The 24,597-nt window shown below is 50.7% G+C and carries 20 protein-coding genes and 1 other RNA gene; 17 read left to right on the top strand and 4 right to left on the bottom strand.

Features of this window, described 5'->3' with window-relative positions; translation table 11 throughout:
• Window positions 1–5: 5 nt before the first annotated feature.
• The 16 genes from ACG2F4_RS16695 (at window position 6) to ACG2F4_RS16620 (ending at window position 20,008) form a co-directional block, all read left to right on the top strand.
• The gene (locus ACG2F4_RS16695; protein ID WP_395262030.1) at window positions 6–866 is read left to right on the top strand and encodes an alpha/beta hydrolase; all 861 of its coding nucleotides are present in this window, start codon (window positions 6–8) and stop codon (window positions 864–866) included.
• A gap of 44 nt (window positions 867–910) precedes the next feature.
• On the top strand, window positions 911–1,837 hold the full coding sequence (locus tag ACG2F4_RS16690) for an HlyD family secretion protein (protein ID WP_395262029.1): 927 nt from the start codon (window positions 911–913) through the stop codon (window positions 1,835–1,837).
• 73 nt (window positions 1,838–1,910) lie between these two features.
• Complete coding sequence (locus ACG2F4_RS16685) at window positions 1,911–2,828, top strand: ABC transporter ATP-binding protein (protein WP_395262028.1); 918 nt, start codon at window positions 1,911–1,913, stop codon at window positions 2,826–2,828.
• Window positions 2,825–3,574, top strand: coding sequence for an ABC transporter ATP-binding protein (locus ACG2F4_RS16680; RefSeq protein ID WP_395262027.1), 750 nt, complete (start codon window positions 2,825–2,827; stop codon window positions 3,572–3,574). Before ACG2F4_RS16685 ends, ACG2F4_RS16680 begins: the two co-directional genes overlap by 4 nt.
• A gap of 130 nt (window positions 3,575–3,704) precedes the next feature.
• A complete protein-coding gene (locus ACG2F4_RS16675) occupies window positions 3,705–4,055 on the top strand; it encodes a four helix bundle protein (RefSeq protein WP_395262026.1) in 351 nt (116 codons plus the stop codon).
• Between the two features lie 60 nt (window positions 4,056–4,115).
• Window positions 4,116–5,222 carry an ABC transporter permease gene (locus tag ACG2F4_RS16670; protein WP_395262025.1) on the top strand — a complete coding sequence of 369 codons (1,107 nt, stop codon included), beginning with the start codon at window positions 4,116–4,118 and terminating at the stop codon, window positions 5,220–5,222.
• 85 nt (window positions 5,223–5,307) lie between these two features.
• Window positions 5,308–6,435: an ABC transporter permease gene (locus ACG2F4_RS16665; RefSeq protein WP_395262024.1), complete on the top strand. Its 1,128-nt coding sequence runs from the start codon at window positions 5,308–5,310 to the stop codon at window positions 6,433–6,435.
• A gap of 490 nt (window positions 6,436–6,925) precedes the next feature.
• The gene (locus ACG2F4_RS16660; RefSeq protein ID WP_395262023.1) at window positions 6,926–10,201 is read left to right on the top strand and encodes a DUF1553 domain-containing protein; all 3,276 of its coding nucleotides are present in this window, start codon (window positions 6,926–6,928) and stop codon (window positions 10,199–10,201) included.
• A gap of 4 nt (window positions 10,202–10,205) precedes the next feature.
• Window positions 10,206–11,669: a DUF1501 domain-containing protein gene (locus ACG2F4_RS16655; protein WP_395262022.1), complete on the top strand. Its 1,464-nt coding sequence runs from the start codon at window positions 10,206–10,208 to the stop codon at window positions 11,667–11,669.
• 329 nt (window positions 11,670–11,998) lie between these two features.
• A complete protein-coding gene (locus ACG2F4_RS16650) occupies window positions 11,999–13,507 on the top strand; it encodes a DUF2231 domain-containing protein (RefSeq protein ID WP_395262034.1) in 1,509 nt (502 codons plus the stop codon).
• Between the two features lie 144 nt (window positions 13,508–13,651).
• The gene (locus tag ACG2F4_RS16645; protein ID WP_395262021.1) at window positions 13,652–14,383 is read left to right on the top strand and encodes a GntR family transcriptional regulator; all 732 of its coding nucleotides are present in this window, start codon (window positions 13,652–13,654) and stop codon (window positions 14,381–14,383) included.
• A 508-nt stretch (window positions 14,384–14,891) separates the two neighbouring features.
• Window positions 14,892–15,935, top strand: a complete 1,044-nt coding sequence (locus ACG2F4_RS16640; RefSeq protein ID WP_395262020.1) for an exo-alpha-sialidase — start codon at window positions 14,892–14,894, stop codon at window positions 15,933–15,935.
• A gap of 6 nt (window positions 15,936–15,941) precedes the next feature.
• On the top strand, window positions 15,942–17,423 hold the full coding sequence (locus tag ACG2F4_RS16635) for a sodium:solute symporter (protein WP_395262019.1): 1,482 nt from the start codon (window positions 15,942–15,944) through the stop codon (window positions 17,421–17,423).
• Between the two features lie 61 nt (window positions 17,424–17,484).
• Window positions 17,485–18,390, top strand: coding sequence for a dihydrodipicolinate synthase family protein (locus ACG2F4_RS16630; RefSeq protein ID WP_395262018.1), 906 nt, complete (start codon window positions 17,485–17,487; stop codon window positions 18,388–18,390).
• 89 nt (window positions 18,391–18,479) lie between these two features.
• Complete coding sequence (locus ACG2F4_RS16625) at window positions 18,480–19,238, top strand: hypothetical protein (protein ID WP_395262017.1); 759 nt, start codon at window positions 18,480–18,482, stop codon at window positions 19,236–19,238.
• Window positions 19,238–20,008 (top strand): hypothetical protein, encoded by a 771-nt coding sequence (locus ACG2F4_RS16620; RefSeq protein ID WP_395262016.1) that lies wholly within the window; start codon window positions 19,238–19,240, stop codon window positions 20,006–20,008. Before ACG2F4_RS16625 ends, ACG2F4_RS16620 begins: the two co-directional genes overlap by 1 nt.
• A 47-nt stretch (window positions 20,009–20,055) precedes the next feature.
• On the opposite strand, the gene ACG2F4_RS16615 is transcribed toward ACG2F4_RS16620, so the two are convergent.
• From ACG2F4_RS16615 to dnaN, 3 genes are all read right to left on the bottom strand, one after another.
• Window positions 20,056–20,862 (bottom strand): class I SAM-dependent methyltransferase, encoded by an 807-nt coding sequence (locus ACG2F4_RS16615; protein WP_395262015.1) that lies wholly within the window; start codon window positions 20,860–20,862, stop codon window positions 20,056–20,058.
• Between the two features lie 243 nt (window positions 20,863–21,105).
• Complete coding sequence (locus tag ACG2F4_RS16610; RefSeq protein WP_395262014.1) at window positions 21,106–21,900, bottom strand: S-adenosyl-l-methionine hydroxide adenosyltransferase family protein; 795 nt, start codon at window positions 21,898–21,900, stop codon at window positions 21,106–21,108.
• Complete coding sequence (dnaN, locus tag ACG2F4_RS16605) at window positions 21,893–23,008, bottom strand: DNA polymerase III subunit beta (protein ID WP_395262013.1); 1,116 nt, start codon at window positions 23,006–23,008, stop codon at window positions 21,893–21,895. The genes ACG2F4_RS16610 and dnaN overlap by 8 nt, the downstream gene beginning before the upstream one ends.
• Window positions 23,009–23,200: 192 nt before the next feature.
• Between dnaN and miaA the strand changes: the two genes are divergently transcribed.
• A complete protein-coding gene (gene miaA / locus ACG2F4_RS16600) occupies window positions 23,201–24,112 on the top strand; it encodes a tRNA (adenosine(37)-N6)-dimethylallyltransferase MiaA (RefSeq protein ID WP_395262012.1) in 912 nt (303 codons plus the stop codon).
• Between the two features lie 98 nt (window positions 24,113–24,210).
• Here miaA and ffs read toward each other — a convergent pair.
• Window positions 24,211–24,310, bottom strand: an RNA gene (ffs, locus tag ACG2F4_RS16595) — signal recognition particle sRNA small type.
• Between the last annotated feature and the right edge of the window lie 287 nt (window positions 24,311–24,597).

Raw genomic sequence — 24,597 nt, 5'->3', positions numbered from 1 at the left:
ACGCTATGTACCTGATAAGCTCCAGGAAAGACATGAATGATGGCAGAATATTTGCGGAAAAAGACTGTATCGTGCAGCTCGGAGGGCTTGGCCAGGGACGGCCGATTACAAGAGACTGGTTCCTGTCACAGCTGTCTCCCGAGAAAGTATTGGTCTTGGTACATGGTTTTAAAAACCCATTGCTGTACGCCGTGCGGGAGTTCCTGTTGGCTCGTGCGCGGATTCAACGAGCCTTTAGCACCGAGTACGATCATATTGTTGGATACACCTGGCCGTCCGGTTTTACAGAATTTGACTATTTCCATGCCAAGAGAAATACGGGTGAGGCGGGCAACCGGTTTCGTACCTGGTTAAGATGGCTGACCAAGGCCGGTTGTACTATCGATATTATGGGACACAGTATGGCGGCGCTGGTGGGGTACAAAGCACTGCGTGTGGAAGTCGATATCAGGATTCGGAACCTATTCTCCCTCGGGGCTGCCATCCCCACCGATATAATGTTAGAAGATCAAAATATGCCCCATCTGCTGGAAAAAGTTCAGCATTTCTATGCATTTCACAACCGGAACGACCGTATCCTTAAATATGGTTTTCGCCTGGTTGAGTGGAAGAAGGCTCTTGGCTATGCCGGCCCCTCTCACCAGCAGGATCTGCTCAAAAGGCATGGTAAGATCAATGTTATCGACTGCAGCGGGGTGGTTAAAAACCATACCGATTATCTCCACTCCCCCGCGGTTCTCCAACTGATTTCCAGGCTTTTGAAAGGCTATAAGATTGGGCAGCATGTCCGCCTTTCGGACTATGATGCAATGCCGGTTAATGTAGAGCAAACTGAAAGCAGATATGCCATAGCATCACAAATGTAGGTAAAGAATCATCAAAGAAACTCAATAACTCAAAACACAGAAACATGAAAGTGCAGAAAGAAACAGATAACAATACTACCGGGAGTCAAATCTCTTCCCTATTTACCATCTTGTCCCTTTTGATGCTTGTTGTATCGGGGTGCGCTACAAATGAGACTTCGGATGCCTACGGCCAGTTTGAGGCGACAGAAACGACAATTTCGTCAGAGATGAGTGGTAAGCTGTTGCAGTTTAACGCTACGGAGGGTGATAATATCCGGGCTGACCAGCAGGTGGGATATGTGGATTCCACACGATTGTCGCTGCAGAAGAAAGAGCTGGAGGCGCAACTGGAATCGATTCGTGCGCGTATCACAAATATTAATGCTGAGGTGGAAGTACAGCAAGCAGAGTTATCGCTGGCAGAAACGAACCTGAATCGGCTGCAGGCGCTGCAAAAAGATGGTGCCACCACCCAGCAAAAACTGGATGATGCCCAGGGCCGGGTTCGTACCATCCAGAAGCGGATTGATGCACTTCAGACACAGAAGCAGTCGGTACGGGCGGAAATCAACGCCACGCAGGCGCGCATCGATCAAATCAACGATCAGATTGAAGATGCCTTGATCATAAACGCGGTGAACGGCACTGTTCTGACAACGTTTGTAGAACCGTATGAGCTGGTGCAGCGAGGTCAGCCGCTCTACCGGATTGCTAACCTCGATACGTTGATCCTTCGCGTTTATGTGGATGGCGCGCAATTGCCAAGTATAAAACTCGGGCAGCAGGTAGAAGTACTGGTGGACAAAAATGCCGAAGAAAACCAGTCGATGGCGGGCCGGGTCAGCTGGATCGCTTCGGAGGCAGAATTTACCCCGGAGCAGATTCAAACCAAGGAAGAGCGCGTGACACAGGTATACGCAGTGAAGGTTCGGGTCCCCAACTCAAATGGCATTCTGAAAATAGGGATGCCGGGTGAAGTGAATTTTTAGCCACTGATCTACACAGATTGTTACTGATAATAACATATCTGTTTGAATCTGAGGCCATTAACAAGGTAAAACTATGAGCATTGTAAGTATTCAAAATTTGACGAAGACCTACGGTAAGGTCACCGCACTGGACGAGATTTCGGTCGAGATCCGGGAAGGTGAACTGTTCGGATTCATTGGTCCGGACGGCGCGGGGAAGACGTCGCTCTTCCGGATATTGACAACGCTGCTGAAACCGGATTTGGGAAAAGCTAGTGTGTTGGGATATGATGTGGTGGACGATTACCGCCAAATCCGCCCGCTTCTCGGCTATATGCCCGGCCGATTTTCGCTGTACCAGGACCTGAGCGTACGGGAAAATATGGATTTCTTTGCCTCGGTCTTCGGTACTACGCTGGAAGAAAATTATGACCTCGTGGCACCCATTTACAGTCAGCTCGAGAAGTTTGAGTCGCGCCTGGCCGGTGCCCTTTCCGGTGGGATGAAGCAGAAGCTGGCGCTGAGTTGTGCCCTGATCCACAAACCGGAGTTGCTAATCCTGGATGAGCCCACCACCGGCGTAGATGCGGTATCTCGGCAGGAGTTTTGGGAGATGCTTCAGCACCTTAAGTCGCAGAATATCACAATCATTGCCTCTACCCCGTATATGGATGAAGCCGAGCAGTGCGATCGTGTGGCCCTGATAGATGAAGGCCATATCCTGAAAATTGATACGACCGAAAGGGTTGTGGCAGCCTTCGAGAAGCCGCTTTTGGCTGTAAAGGCCGACAATCGGTACCGGCTACTGAAAATGCTTCGCGATTACCCGTACGCACATTCAGTTCAGCCTTTTGGGGAATACGTGCACTACACCGACCAGCGGGAACAGCCACAGCCGGAAGCGTTGCGACAATATCTCTCGGAAACTGGATTTACAAACATTGAAGTCAAACCGGTACAGCCGGATATCGAGGACAGTTTTATGGCATTAATGCAGGAGGAAATGGTATGAGTCAGAATGAATTGGCCATACAGGCAACCAATTTAACCCGAATGTTTGGGGATTTTACCGCGGTCGACCAGATCAGCTTTGAGGTCGGTCAGGGAGAGATCTTCGGCTTCCTGGGGGCAAACGGCGCCGGCAAAACCACAGCGATACGGATGCTCATCGGGTTGCTGGCTCCCACCTCAGGAGAAGCAAAAGTCGCAGGCTACGACGTGTACACGCAGGCGGAATCGATCAAGAAGCGGATTGGCTATATGAGCCAGAAGTTTTCACTCTATGAAGATCTGACTGTGTGGGAAAACATTCGGCTCTATGGCGGCATCTATGGATTGCCGTTTAAACAAATTAAACAGAAAGCCGACGACCTGTTGCAGACGCTGAGCCTGAGTGAGGCCCGTGGCAAGCGAATCGGCTCCCTGCCGCTGGGATGGAAACAGAAACTGGCATTTTCAGTGGCGATCATGCACGACCCGGATATTGTATTCCTTGATGAGCCCACCGGCGGGGTCGACCCGATCACACGCCGCCAGTTTTGGGAGCAGATCTACAAGACCGCCGAAGAGGGTACAACGGTGTTTGTGACGACCCACTACATGGATGAAGCCGAATACTGCGATCGCGTCTCCATCATGGTGGACGGCCGGATTGAAGCGCTGAATTCTCCTGCGGGACTGAAGGAGGAGTTCCAGGCTGATGATATCGAGGAGGTTTTCATTGAGCTGGCACGTGGTGCGAAGCGCAGTGATCAGTGAGCAGTTTTGCAGTGTGTCAATTTTCAGTGAGCAGCGGATCACTGACAGTTAACCAAAATTTCATAGTTTATTTTGTAAGGATTCACAATGAAAGCAATCTAGCTAATAGCTGATTAAATAAACTTTGTTGATGATGGATAATAATTTGTATAAGAAATCATATGCGTTTTCTATTAGGATCGTTAAAGCCTATCAGTTTTTAAGCGACGAAAAGAAGGAGTTTATCCTGTCTAAACAGCTTCTTAAGTCAGGTACTAGCATTTGTGCGAATATTGCTGAAGCTAATGGTGCTATCTCAAAGGCAGACTTTTCTGCCAAACTTTCCATCTCATACAAAGAGTGCCTGGAGACCAAATACTGGTTATCTCTTTTAAATGACACAGGATTTATTGATGCCAAAACATTTGAAAGCATGCATAAGGATGCCGACGAATTAGCCAAAATTTTATACTCCATACTCAAGAAAACCCGCATCAAATAAAAATTAAGATCAAAATTCTGCTTAACTGATAACTGTACACTGACACACTGTAAACTGATTATGCATTCATTCAAAGGTTTTGTCATAAAGGAGTTCCGGCATATTTTGCGTGATACCCGCACTTTGTTGATCCTGTTCGGGTTGCCGATCGCCCTGCTGTTGATCTTTGGCTACGCAGTCCGGAACGAGGTGAATGATGCTCAGGTCGCGATCCTGGACCATTCCAAAGACGAGATAACCCGCCAGCTCATACAGAAGCTCCAGGCCTCCGACGAGCTCAATATCACTACTTATCTTGAGTCGAATGACCAGATTGATCCCGCCTTCCAGGCCGGGAGTATCAAGCAGGTGATTGTCTTTGAGAAGGATTTCAAACGAAAAATGCAGCGCGAGGGGCAGGCCGACCTGCAGATCATCACGGATGCAAGCGAGCCCAACATCGCGGGACTGGTGCAGCAGTACACCCGGGCTATTGTCCAGAGCTGGCGGCCCGAAAATGCGATGGTGTCGGGGGCGAATATCGGCATACAGCCAACGGTGCGGATGCTGTTTAACCCGCAGCTGAAAAGTGTCTATTATTTTGTACCGGGCCTGATCGCCGTAATCCTGATGATGGTGTCGGCACTGATGACCTCGGTTTCCATCGCACGTGAAAAGGAGACCGGTACGATGGAAATCTTGCTGGTCTCGCCACTAAAGCCGCAGCACATTATTGTAGGGAAGGTAATTCCCTACCTGGTACTTTCGGTGATAAATGTGATAACCGTGCTGGTAGTGGCAGAGGTGGTTTTTAGGGTACCGTTCCGGGGGTCGGTGCTGTTTTTCTTGTTTGTCTCCCTGCTGCTGATCTTTTCAGCCCTTGCACTTGGTGTCCTGATTTCTACGAAGGCGGAAGACCAGCGCACGGCAATGATGGGCTCTCTGATGGGTACGTTGCTGCCCACGTTCCTGCTTTCGGGATTCATCTTTCCGGTGCAAAGTATGCCACAGGTTCTGCAGTGGTTTAGTCATGTGGTACCCGCCAAGTGGTATTTGATAACGGCCCGTGGATCCATGCTGATGGGGACCGGCTTTGAGTACCTCTGGTTCCCGATATCCATCTTGGCAGCTATGACGGTGGTGTTGGTATTTGCAGGGATCCGTAATTTCCATGACCGGCTTGAATAAGCTATCAGCAACTAGCTTTCAGAACAGGTGACTACTGATAGCCTAAAAATATACACGCAATATTAGATGAATAAGTGAAAAAACAATGAGAACCATATTCTACCTGGTACAAAAAGAGTTTTTACAGATACTGCGGGATAAAGCGATGCTTTTTATCCTGTTTGCGGTTCCGATTATTCAGCTGGTGGTGCTGGCCTATGCGGCTACCTTTGAGCTAAAGGATGCGGAGTTCCACTTGGTGGATCACGACCAGAGCACCCTTTCGACACGGCTGGCCAACACGTTTGAGTCGACCGGCTATTTTACGAAGGTGGGGCAGAGCTTCAGTGACGAGCAGGGAATCGACGATATCCTGCGAAACCGAGCCAAGATGGTAATGGTGATACCCAGCGATTTTGAGAAAGATGTGCGCTCCGGCCAGGTGCCCGCCGTGCAATTTATTATCAGTGCGGTGGATGGAAATACGGCTGGCCTTATCCAGAGCTATAGTCAGGCCATTTTGCGTGGTTTTGGGCAGAATGTAAGCTCCGAAATCCAGACGGTCTCGATCGGTGGAACTGTCAAGCGCGCTGGATTCAATATCAGCACCTCCAACTGGTACAACAGCACGCTCGACTACATCATGTACATGGTGCCGGGCATTATCACGATTCTGGTGACGCTGATATGCCTGCTGCTTTCGGTGCTGAATATTGTGCGGGAGCGGGAGATCGGCACCATCGAACAGATCAATGTGACGCCGATCAAAAAGTACCAGTTTATTGCCGGCAAGCTGGTTCCCACCTGGATATTGGCGATGCTGGTGCTGACCGTGGGCCTGCTTGTCTCTTATCTGTGGTTTGAGATCCCGTTTCGCGGCAATGTGCTGTTGATCTATGGCACGGCGGCCATCTACCTGCTGGCGATCCAGGGATTGGGCCTGTTGATCTCCTCGGCCTCCAACACCCAGCAGCAGGCGATGTTTATCAATTTTTTCTGCGTAATGATCTTTATGCTGATGGGCGGTATATTCACTCCCATCGAAAGCATGCCGCAGTGGGCGCAGCAGCTGACAGTAGTCAACCCGCTCGCCTACTTTGGCAAGATCATGCGGATGGTACTGCTTAAAGGATCGGGCTGGGGCGATATACAGGATATGGTGTGGGGCATTACCCTGATGGCCGTTGTTCTGCTGCCGGTCGCGATCATAAGCTACCGGAAACGAACGGTATAGTGAATGCCAAAGCGTGGGCCCTGCAACAATGACTATGACAAGAAATAGATAACAGAAATTTAATCGCTTTTACCGGGAATAAAAGCAAGTTTTATTTTTTAGGCAGAAATTCAATTTTGCTATACCCCTCTTCTTGAAGAGGGGCCTGGATAGGTACCACCAATACGCTTGGTCGGAAGATTCCGATTTCTGTTGCAATCCCGTGTTAACAGTCCCTGCTGTAAATCTTGTTGCAGGTGACAGTTATTTTCATGATTATTATGTTTGAACATATAAACATTGCATGTCTGTATATTCTACTATCTTGGTAACGGTTTTTATCTTAATATTATATTAATTATAGGGAAAACAGAGAGGGTACTATTCTTCCGCTGATATATTGGGATAAAAATGAGTTGATAGATATGGGATTGGGATTAAAAGAAGTGGGACACAAGGATTAGAAGAACTCTCTAGACCGAAATTCTAAGATATACATAAATAAAAGGTGATGGGCCGATTATTAGTTCTGGCAGGGAAGCAAAGTAATATTGCGGGCGGAGCTTTTCTTTTGATCATGTTAATGATGGCTACCGGTTGCAGTTCTGGTGATGAGTATGCGGGAAAAGGGGAGCCAATACCGGAAAAAATAGATTTTAATTTTGATGTAAAGCCGATCCTTTCGGACCGTTGTTTTGCCTGCCATGGTCCGGATGAGGCGGCCATGAAAGCGGACCTGCAGCTGCATATCCAGGAAAAGGCCTATGCCGCCCTTGGAGAAGAGGATGAACAGGTCCGCCATGCGGTGGTCCCCGGCAAGCCCGATCACAGCGAACTCTACAAGCGTATTTCTTCGGATGACCCTGAGTTCAGGATGCCCCCGCCCGAGTCCAACTTGACCATCAGTGACCGGGAGATTGCCATCCTTAAAAAGTGGATCGCCCAGGGTGCCGAGTACAAAAAGCACTGGTCGTTTATTCCGCCCGAAAAGCCGGAGCTGCCGGAGGTGGAGGACGAGGACTGGCCCCAAAATCCGATTGACTATTTTGTACTTAGCAGGATGGAAGAGAACGGTATGAGTCCCTCTCCACAAGCCACAAAAGAAAAACTGATTCGCCGGGTATCTTTTGACCTGACCGGCTTGCCACCAACGGTGGAAGAAGTAAACGAATTTGTGGCTGATAGTTCCGAGGACGCCTACGAGAAGGTTGTGGACCGCCTGCTGGCCTCCAAGGCCTACGGGGAACGCATGGCCGCCAAGTGGCTGGACGTGGCCCGTTATGCCGACACCCACGGTTACCAGGATGACGGTCCCAACCACATGTGGCCGTGGAGAGACTGGGTGATTGATGCATTTAACCAGAATATGCCCTTCGATCAGTTTACGACCTGGCAGATTGCGGGGGACCTGCTGCCGGATGCCACCCGGGAGCAGAAGCTGGCCACCGGGTTTAACCGGGTCCACATGCAAAACCAGGAGGGCGGCATTGTGGGCGAAGAGTACCGCGTGGAGTATGTGGTGGACCGGACCAGCACCACCTCCACGGCGTTCTTGGGATTGACCATGGAGTGTGCCCGGTGCCACGACCACAAATATGATCCCATTTCCCAGAAAGAGTATTTCCAGTTTTCGGCGTTCTTCAACAATATCAACGAGGCCGGACAGATTCCCAATGTCGGCGCCTCCGGTCCCACCATTCTGTTGCCCGACAGTGCTGCCGAGCAGCAGATCCAGTATCTCGATGCCGCTATTAGTGACCAAGAGCAAAAAGTAGCACAGCTTATGTCCAGCAAAAACGAAGAATTTGCCCAATGGCAAGACCACCAGCAGTCGCCCGGCCCGTTTGATCCCGGAACCGAAGGGCTGGTCGCTCATATCGACTTTAATGGAATCTCCGATGGAAAAGTAACTAACCTGGCCAGCGATTCCCTGGATGGCCGTGTGAAAGGGGAGCTGCCCGAGGTGGACGGTAAATTTGGAGGAGCACTTGAGTTTGAAAAAGGCAATTCCATTAATGTGGGGGATATTGCATCCTTCGAACGGACCGATCCGTTCTCCTTTAGCCTGTGGGTCAATCCATCAGATACGGCCAGCGGCTCAGAGGCCCCGGTGTTGGTGAAAACCGGGAATATTTTTATCGGTTACCGGGGCTACGACATGTCCCTTCTTGAAAATAAAATTTCCGTACGCTTAATGCACGGATGGCCGTATAATGCTATTCAAATCAAAACCCTGGAGGCGCTGCCCCTCAACCAGTGGAGTCATCTGAGCGTCACCTATGACGGATCAAGTCGAGCTGAGGGCATCCAGGTATATGTAAACGGGAAGAGGTGGGAAACCAGCATCCATCAAAACAATCTGTTTAAGAATATTGTGATTGGGCAGGAAGAGGAAACGTATCCTTCACAACCATTTTTGATAGGAGAACGAAGCTCATTTGAGAAGATTGAATACACAGGGCTGAAGCTGGATGAGCTGAAGATTTTCGACCGCCGCCTGAGCCGGGCCGAGATATTGGCCTTATCGGGCAGCCAGGACCTGCCGGAATTGATGGCCCGGGCCCCGAACAAGCGCAGCGAGTACCAGCGGAAAATATTATTTGATCACTACCTGCTCCACCACGACCCCGAGTACAACCGGAAGGCCGATAAGCTGCAGGGGCTGCGGGTACGCAAAAGCCAGCTCACCGATACGCTCCGCGAAGTCATGGTGATGGGCGAACGCATCAGGAAGCGGGATACCTACGTGCTTAAGCGCGGGTTGTATGACAACCGGGGGGAAAAGGTCAAGGCCAACGTGCCTAAAAGTGTGATGAGTTTTCCCGACGATCTGCCGAAAAATCGGTTGGGATTGGCCCAGTGGCTCGTAAGCGATGAGAATCCCCTGACGGCGCGCGTGATCGTGAACCGCTACTGGCAGATGTATTTCGGGAAGGGCATTGTGGATACCCCGGGCGACTTTGGGAACCAGGGCTCGCTGCCCTCGCATCCCAGGCTGCTGGACTGGCTGGCGGTCACCTTCCGCGAGAGCGGGTGGGACGTGAAGGCGATGCAGAAGCGGATTGTGATGTCCCAGACCTACCGGCAATCGGCGATCATGACTGAGGAGCAACTGGCCCGGGATCCCTCAAATACATACCTGGCCCGTGGCCCACGCTTTCGGATGACCGCGGAGATGATCCGGGATAACGCCCTGGCGGCCAGTGGACTGCTGGTCGAACAGGTGGGCGGCCCGAGCGTCAAACCCTACCAGCCGGAAGGCCTGTGGAAAGAGAAAACCTCCGGCCGGCATCTGACCGAATACATACCGGACCGCGGGGATTCGCTGTACCGCCGAAGCCTGTATACGTTTTGGAAGCGAACCTCTCCCCCGCCCTTCATGACCACCTTTGACACGCCCGGCCGAAGTCACACCTCGGTAGAACGGGGCAAGACCAGCACCCCGCTGCAGGCGCTGTTTACCCTGAATGACCCGCAATTCGTGGAGGCCTCCCGGCTGCTGGCCGAGCGGATGATGAAAGAGGGCGGAGACAGCCTGCAAAGCCAGATTTCGTTTGGGTTTAAAGCGGCCACCTCTCGTTCGCCCGAAAGCAAAGAAGTGGAACTGCTGTCAGAACTGTATCGCCAGGAGCTGCAGGCGTTCCAGCACCAGCCCAGCCGGGCCGATAGCCTGCTGAATGTAGGCGAATACCAGCTGGACGGCAGCCTTGAAAAACCGGAACTGGCGGCACGTACGATTGTTGCAAGCACCATCCTCAATCTCGATGAAACGATAACCAAGGAGTAGGACCATGTCCAACGATAAAGAAATTGACAAGCTGAATAACAACATGAACCGGAGGCATTTCCTTTCCAAAACCAGCCTCGGCCTCGGGGCGGCGGCCCTGGCTTCGCTGTTGCCCAAGTCGATGTTATCGAAGGGGGATGAGGGCTTGGATGGAGTGCTGGATTCTCCCCACGTAATCCCGAAAGCCAAGCGGATCATTTACCTCTTCCAGAGCGGCGGGCCCTCCCAGCAGGATATGTTTGACTACAAGCCCAAGCTTCGCGAGATGCACGGGGATGACCTGCCCCCTTCGGTGCGCGGAGACCAGCGGCTGACCGGGATGACCGCCAACCAGGACGGGTTCCCGCTGGCCAGCTCACACTACGATTTTAAACGCCATGGCGACAGCGGCATATACGTCAGTGAACTGATGCCGCATACCGCCGAGGTGGTCGATGAGTTGTGTTTTGTCAAATCGGTCTATACCGATGCCATCAACCACGACCCGGCGATCACGTTCATCCAGACCGGCTCCCAGCAGGCGGGGCGCCCCAGCATGGGCTCGTGGATCAGCTACGGTCTGGGCTCCGACAACGAGAATCTGCCGGCTTTCAGCGTGCTTATTTCCCGCGGCTCGGGCCGCCCGTTTGACCAGCCGCTGTACTCGCGATTGTGGGGCAATGGTTTTTTGCCCTCCTTGCACCAGGGCGTCCAATTCCGGTCGGGAAAAGACCCCGTGCTGAACCTGAATAATCCGCCGGGGGTAAACAAGATGAGCCGCCGCAACATGCTCAGCAAGCTCAAGGATTTGAACCAGCTGCACCTGAACCGGTTTGGGGACCCTGAGATTACCTCCCGCATTAGCCAGTACGAGATGGCCTATCGCATGCAGACCTCCGTGCCGGAGACGATGGACCTGTCCGACGAGCCCGACTGGGTGTTCGATATGTATGGGGAAGATGCCAAAAAGCCGGGGACCTACGCCGCGAACTGCCTGCTGGCGCGTCGGCTGGCCGAGCGGGATGTGAAATTTATCCAGCTCTACCACATGGGGTGGGACCAGCACAATGGGATACCCGACCAGCTGCCCCTGCAGTGCAAGGACATTGACCAGGCGTCGGCAGCGTTGATCAAAGACCTGAAACAGCGGGGATTGCTCGACGAGACGCTGGTAGTTTGGGGCGGGGAGTTTGGACGGACCTCCTACTGCCAGGGGGAACTCTCCAAGGAAACCTACGGGCGCGATCATCACCCGCGCTGCTTTACCATGTGGATGGCCGGGGCCGGGATCAAGTCGGGATTCGAATACGGCAAGACCGATGATTTTGGCTACAACATCGTGGAGAATCCGGTGCATATTCATGATATACAAGCCACGATCCTGCACCTGATGGGCATCGACCATGAGAAGTTGATCTACAAGCACCAAGGGCGCCGGTTCCGCCTGACTGATGTGCACGGGCACGTGGTGGAGGATATCCTGGCCTGATGAAATTGGATCTATTTCAGGCTTAGGTCGTCGGCGAAATGAGGAGATAATTGGTTCTGGTGAAGCATAAAATAGTATCTGATCTCCAGTTTGGCCAATAGAGAGCGCCGGACAATCTTGTCCGATCAAGCAGGAACGAGTTTGACGGTATCTTCAATGGCAATTGCTCACATTACCCCGCCCTTCGTTAAACGATCTGATAGGTAATTGAGAAGTGGCACACATATAGGTAAGCGGATATAAGATATTTTGAGAAGTAAATAGATTAATAAGAAATTTGGAGTTCGTATATGTTGAGTAGTACCTGTATTGGATTAGTATTGACTACAATGCTATGGGGCGGAGGGGCCTTGGCAGAGGTCGTTGCCCATGGCGTGGCTATTGAATCTGCAGTTGCGGTAGCCTTGCAGTCCGCTGCTGCTGGTAGTCCCTCTGATCTAGTGTTGTTTATCGGGCGTTTTCATCCCCTGTTGGTACATCTTCCGATTGGCTTCCTGCTGCTGGCATTTTTGCTGGAGTTGTTCGGGCGATTTGAGCGATACAAGGATCTTGGGAACGCGGTTTCTTTTTCCCTGTTTTTGGGCGGACTCAGCGCGGTCGGTGCGGCTGGTACAGGTTATCTTCTTTCCATGGACGGTGGATATGGAGAAGGGGTACTATCTATCCACATGTGGCTTGGGATAGCAGTGGCCCTGCTCTCGTTGGCCGCTTTTGTGCTGCGCCAGTGGTACTACGAAAATCCAAAATTAAAGAAAGTCTATACGGGCGTGCTTGCGGCGATGGTCCTTTGCCTTGTGAGTGCGGGCCATTACGGTGGCTCATTAACCCACGGATCTGATTATCTGGTCCAATATATGCCGGAGCCTCTTCGGCCATTTGCGGGATTACCGCCCAAAGAAGATAGAGGAATACCGAAAATTGAAAATATTGATTCAGCGAGAGTTTTTCAGGATGTCATACACCCAATCCTGGATACTCGCTGCGTAAGCTGCCACAATCCTGAAAAGAAAAAAGGAGAGCTGCTGCTTACCACGTATGAGAATATGATGGAAGGCGGAGAAAGTGGTCCACCGTTAAAAGCAGGAAGTGCCGACAGCAGTGACCTGGTCCACCGCCTGCTGCTTCCCGAGGCCGATGATGATCATATGCCGCCGGAAGGGAAAATGCAGCTTACGGGGGACCAGGTGGATCTAATTACCTGGTGGATTGACCAGGGAGCCCCGATGGATCTGACCATATCCGAGATGCAGGTGCCGGAAGATATCTCGGAAGCCTTGAATAAGCTGACGGTGGAGGGCACCAGTTTCCTGGCCAAAACCGAGGTGCCCAAAGCGGATACATCGGTTATCAACAACTTAAAAAGTCAAGGGATTAAGATTTCCCCGATCGCACAGGAAACCAATTTCTTACAGGTAAAATATCCATCGACTGAAGACAGCGTTAATCTGCAAAAACTAACCCCAATTTCTGAGCAGATCACCTGGCTGGATCTGGCCAATACCAAAGTAAGTGACCAGGGACTCTCGCATCTAGCGGAATTTACCAACCTTACAAGACTTAACCTGGAGCAAACTTCTATCGCGGACAGTGCAATGGCAATAGTCAGTTCACTGGAGCATTTAGAATACCTGAATGCCTACCAAACGGATGTGAGTGATGAGGGGTTGCAACAGTTGCAAAAAAATAAAAGTTTAACCGCTCTCTATATTTGGCAAACCAACGTGACGGATGAAGGCGTGAATAAGTTACAGGAGAAGCTCACAGAGTTATATATCGATACTGGATGGGGGCAGGCTACAGTTGACAGCACTACGACAAAAGATCAACAATCAAGATGAGTATAGCTTTGGTATCTGTACACTAATCAATTTTAAATATTAAAATCTTTATGATTTGTATAAATGTACGTACATTTATTAAATGTGTTAACATAGTATTAAATGAATCTATACTAAACTTGGAATTACTGGTACCAGTTTTCAATGCAAATCGATCATAAATCATCCGTTCCTTTATATAAGCAGATTGAAGATTATCTGCGAGATTTGATAGAAAGCGGAGAGTATGACAGTGGAAAGTTTTTGCCTAAAGAAGAAGAATTGGCCAGCCAATTTGGAGTGTCCAGGAACACAGTGCGCCAGGGAATAATGCAATTGGTACGTGAAGGACTGCTGGAGAGACGAGCAGGAAAAGGCACGTATGTGTCAGATCAAAATATTACAACTTACCTTTCTGAGTGGCACAGTTTTACCGAGGAGATGCTGCGAAAAGGCGTTGAGCTACATAACTACCTGATACAGTCCCATTTTGAAGCTGCAAATAGAGAAGTGGCAGAAGCGTTGCAAATAGACGAAGGAAAGCAGGTGTTAAAACTGGAGAGGCTACGTGGGGACGAAAATCATCCTTTTGTATACTTTGTTTCATGGTTCCATCCCCGAATAAAGTTGACTGGGGAAGAGGATTTTACCCGACCTTTATATTCGATCCTGGAGGATGATTATTCCGTTTATCCAGTCTACTCAAATGAGGAGCTGAGCGCTATCTCAGCAGATAAAAAAATAGCCAAGTATTTGAGAGTGGATGAGAATCTACCGATTCTTTATCGCCAGAGACTCGTTCTCGATTCTGGGAATCGCCCGATTGAGTATAACGTTGGTTACTATCGGAGCGATGAATTTTCATATTCCATTCGATTTCAGAGATCCACCTCTTAGGGATAGAAACAGTGACACCTCTCATAAGGAATACAGTTACTTTTTCCGTTGGGTTTTCCTAATCATCCTTGCCTGTTCATTATATTGAGTGATCAAAAAACGAGCTAAAATCACCGGCGGTGGATTTATTCGCCTGGATGGGTTCCGCTGTGGCTAAAGAAACTGAGATATTGTACGGACGTGGCTCCCCGCCCTGCACGGTTTCTTTCTACACGCCTGCGCTGCGCTTTTACCGGGCGGCTTATAAATCCGCAGGCTGGAACGGATAAAACAAATAATGTGGCAACCCCAAGTCCAGAAAATCCCTGCTTTGCATTTCTTAACCATGACCAGCGAGAAAAAGCTATGCCTTGACCAAGGGCTTAACGCGCAATCATCCTTCACAATCAACATAAAGAAATATTATGGATGACTTTTTGCATAAAAATAGTCAGATTAGGTCTAGCCAACGGGATCTGTTGATGCATCATACAGGGGATCAAAATCTTAACTACTGATTATTATACGTATGCAGCGAACAGTCATTTTTCTATCGATCTTGATATCACTGCTAATAAGCGCAGTATGTGATGCTCAGAATACAGCCATAACAAAAAGTGAGTTTATTTTTACCGAAGCTCCGTTCGAGGAGTGCCATGCCTCCACCATTGAGTCGACTCCCGATGGACTGGTTGCCGCCTGGTTTGGGGGCACCGAAGAGAGCAACGAGGATGTGGAGATCTGGCTGAGCCGCAATACGGGCGCTGGTTGGTCAGATCCGGTTTCAGTGGCCGACGGAGTGCAACATGCCGACAAGCGATATCCCACGTGGAACCCAGTATTGTTCCAGGTGCCCGACGGAAAGCTGATGTTGTTTTACAAAGTCGGGCCAAATCCCAGGGAATGGTGGGGTGCCCTGAAGACCTCCGGCGATTACGGGCAAAGCTGGTCACGGGGATACCGGCTGCCGGAAGATATTTTAGGCCCCATCAAAAACAAGCCGATTATGACAGAAGATGGCCGCCTGATCAGCCCGTCGAGCACAGAGCATGACGGGTGGCGTGTCCACTTCGAGATTTCCCCGGACACCGGCAAAACATGGCAGCTGGTCGGGCCGATCAACGACGCGAAGGAGTACGATGTGATTCAGCCCAGCATCCTCCGGCACGGGGGTGATACACTCCAGATACTGGCCCGCAGCAAAAATAATCGCATTATCACCTCGTGGTCCTATGACGGGGGCTATAGCTGGAGTTCGCTGACACCTACCGAACTTCCCAATCCCAATTCGGGCACCGATGCGGTTACCCTTGACAATGGACATCACCTGTTGGTCTACAACCATTCTGAAAAAGATGAAGGAGAATGGGGCGGGCCCCGAACGCCGCTGAATGTGGCCGTTTCGGAAGATGGGAAACAGTGGCATACTGTAATAACACTCGAGGATACACCCGGGGAATACTCCTACCCCGCCGTCATCCAGGCATCCGACGGGCTGGTGCATATCACCTATACCTGGAAGAGAAAGAGGGTAAAGCATGTGGTGCTGGATCCGGAAAAGATAGACTTTTAATAGAATATGACAACGATAGATGTCGTCATATTTTTTGTCTACCTGGTTGGAATAACCGTTTTTGGCGGTTCCTTTTATCGCAAGAACAAAACCTCTTCCGCCTTCACGCTCGGTGATAATACGATCCCGGGATGGGTCATCGGGATGTCGATCTTTGCGACCTTTGTCAGCAGCATCAGCTATCTGGCCTTGCCGGGAGAGGCGTACATGTCAAACTGGAACGCCTTTGTATTCAGCCTTTCCATTCCAATAGCCATTGTGGTGGCGCTTTACTTTTTTGTGCCACATTACCGCAGTGTCAACAGTCCCTCAGCTTATACCTACCTGGAAGATCGGTTTGGCTCGTGGGCGCGGGTCTATGTCTCCACCTGCTACTTGCTGACCCAGCTAATGCGGATCGGTACCATCCTGTACCTGCTGGCGCTGGCTATTCATGCTGTCTTTGGATGGGATATAGCCACGATTATTATCGTTACCGGCCTTACCGTTATCATCTATTCGGTGCTCGGCGGCCTTCAGGCGGTGGTCTGGACCGATGCCATCCAGGGGATTATTCTTATTGCGGGGGCCCTGTTTTGCATCGGTTATATCCTGCTCTACCTGCCGGGAGGACCCGAACAGCTGTTTGCCGTGGCGTTCGAGCATCACAAGTTCAGCCTGGGCAGTTTCGATCTGAATATTTATGAGTCTACGTTCTGGGTGGTGCTGATCTACGGTACGTTTATCAATTTGCAGAATTACGGGATCGATCAAAATTATGTACAGCGGTATGTGGCCGCCCGGACTGACGAAGAGGCCCGACGTTCGGTATTGTACGGCGGACTGCTTTACATTCCTGTCTCCGCCTTTTTCCTGTTTATCGGGACGGCCCTGTATGCGTTTTATGCCTCCTCTGCCGGGCACCTGCCGCCCGAACTTACGGAGGCCAGCCGGAGCGATCGTATATTCCCCTATTTTATTGTTAATGAACTGCCGCCGGGCATCACCGGTTTGCTGGTCGCCTCTATATTTGCAGCGGGAATGAGCACGATATCGACCAGCCTGAACAGTTCAGCCACCGTATTCCTGACCGATTATTACGAGCGTTTTTTCAAGCGTGCGGCCAGTGAGCGGGATTCGATGCGGGTGCTGTACGTCTCTTCCCTGCTGGTCGGATCTGCAGGAATTTTTATAGGGCTCTCCCTGGTTGATGTCACCAGTGCGCTGGATGCCTGGTGGAAACTCTCTTCGATCTTCAGCGGCGGGATGCTCGGGCTGTTCCTGCTGGGCATCTTTACCCGCACCCGCAATACTGTTGCCCCGATCGTCGGGGTGATCGCCGGAATCGGGGTGATCATGTGGCTGAGCCTGTCCAGGTTTTTCCAGCTGGAGGGTACGCTCGGTTACCAGATCCACTCCTACCTGACCATTGTACTGGGAACAACGGTCATCTTTTTGGTTGGCTTTTTGGGATCCTTGATCAAAGGAGATAGCACCAGGAATGAGTAGCGACCGCCTGGCCGGTTTTTAGCATTTAATCGTATCAGCAACAAAAAATCCATTATTTGATATGAACAGAGTTGAAGGAATTGTACCGCCCATGGTAACCCCGCTGCTGAATGATGACGCGCTGGACCTGCCGGGCATAGAAAACCTGGTGGAACATCTCATATCGGGCGGGGTGCACGGCCTGTTTCTTTTGGGGACTACCGGGGAGGGCCCCAGTATAAAGCAGTCCATGCGCGTTACGCTGATACAAAAAGTGTGTGACCAGGTGCAGGGACGAATTCCTGTATGGGTGGGGCTTATGAACACCTCGTTCCGGGAGGCCGTCGAGCTGGCGGATAAGGCGAAAGAGTGTGGAGCCCGGGGGCTGGTACTGGCCCCGCCAAGCTTCTATAAGATAGAACAGCATGGACTGTACAGGTTGGTTGACCAGATGCTCGATGAGATCTCCCTGCCGTTATACCTGTACAATAATCCCGGGGTCACCCAGGTATCGTTTGAACTGGAGACTGTCGCCCGTCTTCTCCCGAGGGAGGGCGTACGCGGAATGAAAGATAGCTCAGGCGATATGATATATTTCCAGCGACTCCGGGAACTCACCGAACAGACCGAAACGGAGCTCTATATGGGTCCCGAAGAGCTGCTGATGGAATCCCTGATCGTGGGTGGACAAGGCGGTATACCGGGCGGAGCCAACATTTTCCCGGAACTATATGTCGCCATGTACAAGGCGGTAACCTCTGGGGATTTGGACAAGGCTCAAAATTTACAACGTAAAATTATGCGGTTGACGAAAGTGGTATATGGTGGCAGCGGTTTTATTGCCGAAAAAGTCGTTAACGGCATCAAGTGTGCCCTGCAGGCACTGGATATCTGTTCTGCGGAGGTCTCCAAACCGCTGGACAGGGCGAGCGAGAAGAAGGAGAAAAAAATCAGGGAGTTGTTGAAAACCCACACCCGGTCTGGATAAGTTTGTGGTGACTGGCAAGTGCTCAAACCGGTTTTGCAACCGTCCTCAAACAAAACAAGTAATATAATGTCAGAAGCATGAAGGGTCGAATGGTACGATATTCCTGTTTAATGCTGTTGTTGCTGTTGACCAGCGGTCCGGTTCAGGCCCAGGTTTATAAGACCTGGCTAAGCGTGGATGGAGGGTATCTGCACCAGGAAGTTACTCCCACTGGACTGCGGGCTCCTGTTTATCAAACAGCCAACGGTTTTAGTTCGGGACTTTCTCTTTACTACGCGGACCAGGGATCCTACCATCTGGCTACATTCAGTTACAACCGGCAAAACAATCCCCGGCTTTATCCTGCAGATATTTCGTCATTTACTGACAGGTTCCTTTCATTGCAGGTCAACTATGAGTATACCTATTTTCATTTTCGAAATGTGGCCGATCTGCACCTGGACTTAGGATCTGGTCCTTATCTTTTTGTACAGAATCAGATTACCCACCTGCAGGCCGGCGCCAACAGCTCCGTTGAGAATAACCACCTGCTGTATGGCGGAGGAGTAAACCTTGTTCTGCGATACAGGCAACCGGGATTCCCGCTAACGGCACGGCTCAATATGGTCAATGGAGGTTTTTGGGGACGCCAGGAGGTGAAACAACAAGTTGACAGCGAAGCTGAATACAAGGCCAATGGCTGGATGTCTGATATCAGTATGAATATCGCGTACCGACCGGCTGTCAACTGGAAATTTTATTTACGGTACAACTGGAGTGAACGCCTGGAGTATCTGTATAATGAGCAGCAACGGCGAACATACCAGGGTATCAGTTTGGGCATAAGTTTTAGGCTGGAGGACGATTGATGAGATATAAGATCCTGATTTGTATTACGCTACTATTTGCAGGCACGGGATGTACCCGGCTTTTCGATTCTGCCGATGAAAAAAATGGCGACTGGAATACATACCGATCCGAACATTATATTTTTTATGTAAGGGATAACAGTGAAGCAGAGCGTGCAATTGAGAAGATCCAGCAGGAACAGGAGCGGGCCTACCGTGAAATTAACGAGCGGCTGGATATCTCCTTCACTCGAATGTTAAAGGTCTATATATATGATTCCAGGCAAGATATGGGAGAGACCGACAGGACCGGGATCGCTCATCCGGAAATCGGAACCATTGAAGTGATCTACAATTCTGAGATACAGTCGATCGGCGTTCCGGGCGTTTCCCTCCATGAGCTGAGCCACCTGGTGGTCTTTTATGAATGGTGTCCCGTATCGGAACCCGTGTTTGCCGAGGGCCTGGCAGTGTGGCTGGATGACTACTGGGGAGACCCGGCTATCAGTACGACGAATCTGTTTAGCATCAGTAAAAAGAGAATGGAGGCGGGCACCCTTCCGGCCGTTGAAGCGATGGTCACCGGGTGGAGCGGCATTGAGTCTCGCTATTCATACCCGGCCGCCGGCTCATTTACCAAATACCTGGTGCAGGAGTACGGGCTGAATGCATTCCGGCAGCTTTACTGCGAAGCTCAAAGGCAGGATTTCGACTCTGTATTTTTTGAGATCTACGGCAAGCAGTTTTGGGAGGTCGAAACCGAGTACGAGACGTTCCTGCAAAACTATTAGATACCATAAAAATTGTTGCCCACAAGGGAAAAGACAGGTCAAAAACATCATTCCGGCTGTAGTTTGGTAAAGCAAACAATTCCCCTGTTGCGTTGCTGCTCAACTGAAAACCCGGCGCGCTCAAACAGCTCGTTACTCTCCGGGACCGTCCAGAATTTGAGTCCACCAAATTCCGCGGAGTCCTGCAGCAGCCGTACATACCAGGCATCCGATTTGACAAGGTGCATCATAAAAAAGCTGCCCTCCTTCCTGATAACCCGCCGCGCCTCGTACAGAACTTTCATCGGGTCGGTGAGTTCGTTGAGGGTGCCTCCCATCATCAATCCGTCGAACGTCGCTCCAAAAAAGGGTAGTTCGCGGGCGTCTCCGCGAAGCAGGTACAGGTCGGTTTGGTCTGCCTCGGCCTTCAGGCGGGCCTCCTCCAGCATCTGGGATGAAAAGTCGAGGGCTACAACACGGGATTCCGGCTGGGCTTTTTTAACCAGCCGGGCATACAATGCCGTAGAACACCCGATATCCAGGTAGAGATTGCCGGGCCGCGGATTGAGCCACTCAATCAGCAGCTCCTGCTCTTTTTCGATTGGGAACTCCTCCCCCGTAAGCAGGGAGAGCGATCGTTTCCGCCATAAATCCTCGTAAGCAGCAGCCGTCACCTTCCAGTGGTTGCTGCTCTGGGCCCAGGACATCGAGGGGGGCGTTTCTCCCAAAAGGTCAATAATATTATTCCGGATTTTATACTCGTCCCCTTTGCTGGAACAGATGGTACCGTTGAACGACTTCCCGAGCTGGGCTGCTTCGCCGGGAACTTCGATAGCTGCTCGTTCGTGTATGGGAGAACGGAGTTCTAGGGACATATAATTTGATTATGGATTGCACATGTTGAAATGGCGATTTTGACCAATAAACGGTTTTGCAAAAACTCCTGAAATTATAACGGGTCTTGTTACATTTCCATTCAACAGTTGATTTATTTGGAACCTGTCAGCAGTCTCCGTGTATTCTGTTTCGACCTATTTCGGTATTGGTAATCGGCAGAGAATAGTAACAGGTCCTGGAACAATCTCTGATACGCGGTGTGGCGACCACGTGTTACATCATCAGTCATTCTTTTGCAAGACCAGGGATATCTGGGCACCCTTCTTTACGCTCATCATTTCGGCGGCATCTCCCTTGTTTATGCCGACCTCCAGCATGCCGGAGCTGCCGATATAGGCAGCGGGTTCACCGTCGGGGACAGATCCAAAGGTGGGGACCAGCTCATCAAGAATCATATTTCCGACGTAGATCTTTACTGACTGCTTCCCAATTACATCCTCGATCAGGGAATAGTGGAGGTTTGTGACCAGGTTCCCGAATTTATCAATATGGATGATCCATCCCTGGAGACCGTCTTTGTCTGCAATAGGTGAGGCCCAGCGATAGGTCTTCAGGTCTTCCAGCGGTTCGCCGAGGTCGGCCAGTGAAACACCGTTACTCAGGTGGGCGGCAACCGGCGCGAAAATATCGCGCCCGTGAAAGGTGTTTGAGCGCTGCTCGTGCCAAAAAGTGTCATTGGTAAGACGGACCGCCTCGAACTCTTTATCCTCCGTGAGCAGGGAAAAGATACCGTTGTCTGGCCCCACATAGTATTGGTCATCCACCTTCAGGGCAATGGGGTTGCGGTCGGTTCCCACACCGGGGTCGATAACCACAAGGTGAACAGAGCCGGTGGGAAACAGGGGAGCCGAATTTTGCAGGACCCACGACCCGGCCATGATATCCTGGTCGGGAACTTCGTGAGAAATGTCTACAAAGCGGACGTCAGGGGCAATATCCAGCATAACCGCCTTCATTGCGCTCACGTAATAGTCCTGCAGTCCAAAGTCGGTTGTCAGCGTTACAATACTACGCATAGGAGTTAAGCATCACCGGCATAACAAGCATTAGCATCTCCTCTTCATCCTCCTCATCCAGCGGCTTTACAATGCCGGCCCGGTTTGGGGTGGAAAATTCAAAATAGACCTCTTCGCCATCCACATTGCCCAGCACGTCGGCCAGGTACTTGGCGTTGAAGCCGATCTCCATGGAGTCGTCATCATAGTCACAGCTGATGGTTTCCCGTGCCTCACTGCTCATATCTATATCCTCGGCCCGGATGGTGAGTTTGTCCTTATCCAGCTGAAGGCGAATCTGGCGGGTCGTAGAGCTGGAGAAGATGGAGACCCGCTTGACGGTTGCCAGCATCTGTTCCTTGTTGATAACCAGCTGTTTGTCATTTTCCCGCGGAATTACAGACTCGTAGTTGGGATATTGTTCGTTAATGAGTCTCGTAATAACAATGGTATTGCCGCTTTTAAAACGGGCATGATCTTCGGTAACCGTCAGCACGCACTCTTCTGCATGCAGGGCTTTTTGTACCAGGCTGAGAGCTTTCTCGGGGACGATAAACTGTACTTCCTGGTCAGAGGTGAGCTCCGACTTCACAAAACGAACCAGCCGGTGGCCGTCGGTGGCCACAAATTTCGATTCTTCGGGGCCGATATCAAAGTAGACGCCCATCATGGCCGGTCGCAGGTCGTCATTGGAGACGGCAAAAAGCGTTTTGTCGATGGAGTCCAGCATCAGATCCTTGGTGGTGTCAAGCTGTTGGCCTTCATCCAGGTTAGGCACTTCGGGGAATTCATCGGGATCTTCGCCCACCAGCTTGTATGTACCCTTGTCGGTACGGAACTTGATATTGAATTTTTCATCCACATCAAATGAGACCGGAATATCGGGGAGCTGCCTCAAGGTGTCGATCAACCGCCGGGCGGGAATCGCCACGGCCCCGTCTGCGTCGATATCGGCCTCCATATACTCAATAATGGAGATTTCAAGATCGGTAGCTGTCAGGCGCAGTTTTCCATTTTCACTTTCAAATAAAATCGTTTCCAGTATGGGGAGGGTGGCTTTGTTGGGTACAGCACCAGAAACCGCCGAAAGCGCTTTTACAAGGTCACTGCTTGAAGCATTAAATTTCATATCAGAATAATTTTTCTAAATTAGGGTAATCACTACATATTTGGCGTTGAGATGCACTCCAAAAAGATACCTTATACTAATAAATCCTTGCTCTCTTAGCAACCAGCACGGCCCATATAATACCCAAATATTGACCTCGGTATTCAGAGCTGTTATTTTCGGCTGAAAATAAAGATAATCAATCCCCTGCATGTGCGTATTTTACTGATTGGTCCCACCGCTGTTGGCAAAACGGCTCTTTCTCTTAAGCTGGCTCAGGCGGTCGATGCCGAAATCATTTCGGCCGACTCACGCCAATGTTACAGATACCTGGATATCGGCACCGCAAAACCGGATGAAGGGGAGCTTGAGAAGGTACCGCACTACAATATATCGATCCTGGATCCGGAGACAGAAGACAGCGCCGTTGATTTTTATGAGCGTGCCATGCAGTGGGAGCAGGAGATCGAAAAGCGAGGAAAAAACGTGCTGTATGTCGGGGGAAGTACCCTGCATGTGCAGTCGTTGATCAAGCCGTTTGACGACGTACCGGAAGCGGACGAAGGGAATATTGAAGAGCTGGAGCAGCGCCTGGCGGACGAAGGGGTTGAGGCGCTCTATGCCCAGCTCGAGGAGGTGGACCCCCGCTACGCCGAAAAGATGGACGGAATGAATCCCCAGCGCATCCTGCGGGCGCTAGACGTGTGGATGCAGACTGGCAAAGCATTCAGCTCTTTTCATTCTGATGATGAAATTGAGATATCCGGAGATACATATGTCTTTGGCTTAAAACGGGATCGCCAACGTTTGTACAAGCGTATCAACAAGCGGGTGGACCGAATGTTTGAACGAGGTTTCCTGGATGAAGTCAGCGGCCTGCTCGAGCGGGGCTATACCCGCGATACCCGGGCTCTCAACTCCGTGGGATACCGCGATGCGATAGACTACCTGGAGGGAAAGAAGACCCGGGAGGAGATGGTCAGGGATATGAAAACACAAACACGCCGCTACGCCAAGCGCCAGATTACCTGGTTCAAGCGTTGGGATTTTGTGAAATGGATCGACCTGGACGAGCATTCGAATGAGGAGGTACTTGACATTATACTGGAGCAGCTGGAAAATTGATCGCGTTTAGAAAGCGAAATGACGTCAACCGGATGGTTGAAGAAACGGGGTCGAATGAAATTTCAGGGTAAGCAATGCTAAAACAGGGCAAAAAAAAGAGAGGACAGACGACCTACATCACGCCGCTACGACCTCCTACCGCTGCTACCTTCCGGTCCTGACGGAGTTCAGAGGGAGCTGGCTGCGTAGGGCCTGCCCTCGAAATTCAAATATACAGGTTATTGGGTGTGGAATGCAAAATCGATTTGCGGATTATTTATTTCCACGTACCTGATATTTAGGATATTCTCAAAAAGGTACCGGGTGGAAATCAGGAATGTAGAATTATGAATCTCGAGGACGATTGATCGTATAAACGGGTTGTCATACCATGATCCAGCCGGAAGAATTTTTATTTGACGAGTTGGCGGAAAGCCGCGCATCTTAATTAACCCGTCAGCCTTGCAAGTCGCTGTTACATATGAGTTAGCATCTGTCTGGCGAAA

This window comes from Halalkalibaculum sp. DA3122 (genome assembly GCF_043951865.1).
Taxonomy (GTDB): domain Bacteria; phylum Bacteroidota; class Rhodothermia; order Balneolales; family Balneolaceae; genus JAMQKA01.
The sequence above is the reverse complement of the archived record's forward strand: the minus strand, read 5'-3'. Positions and strand labels throughout refer to the sequence as shown.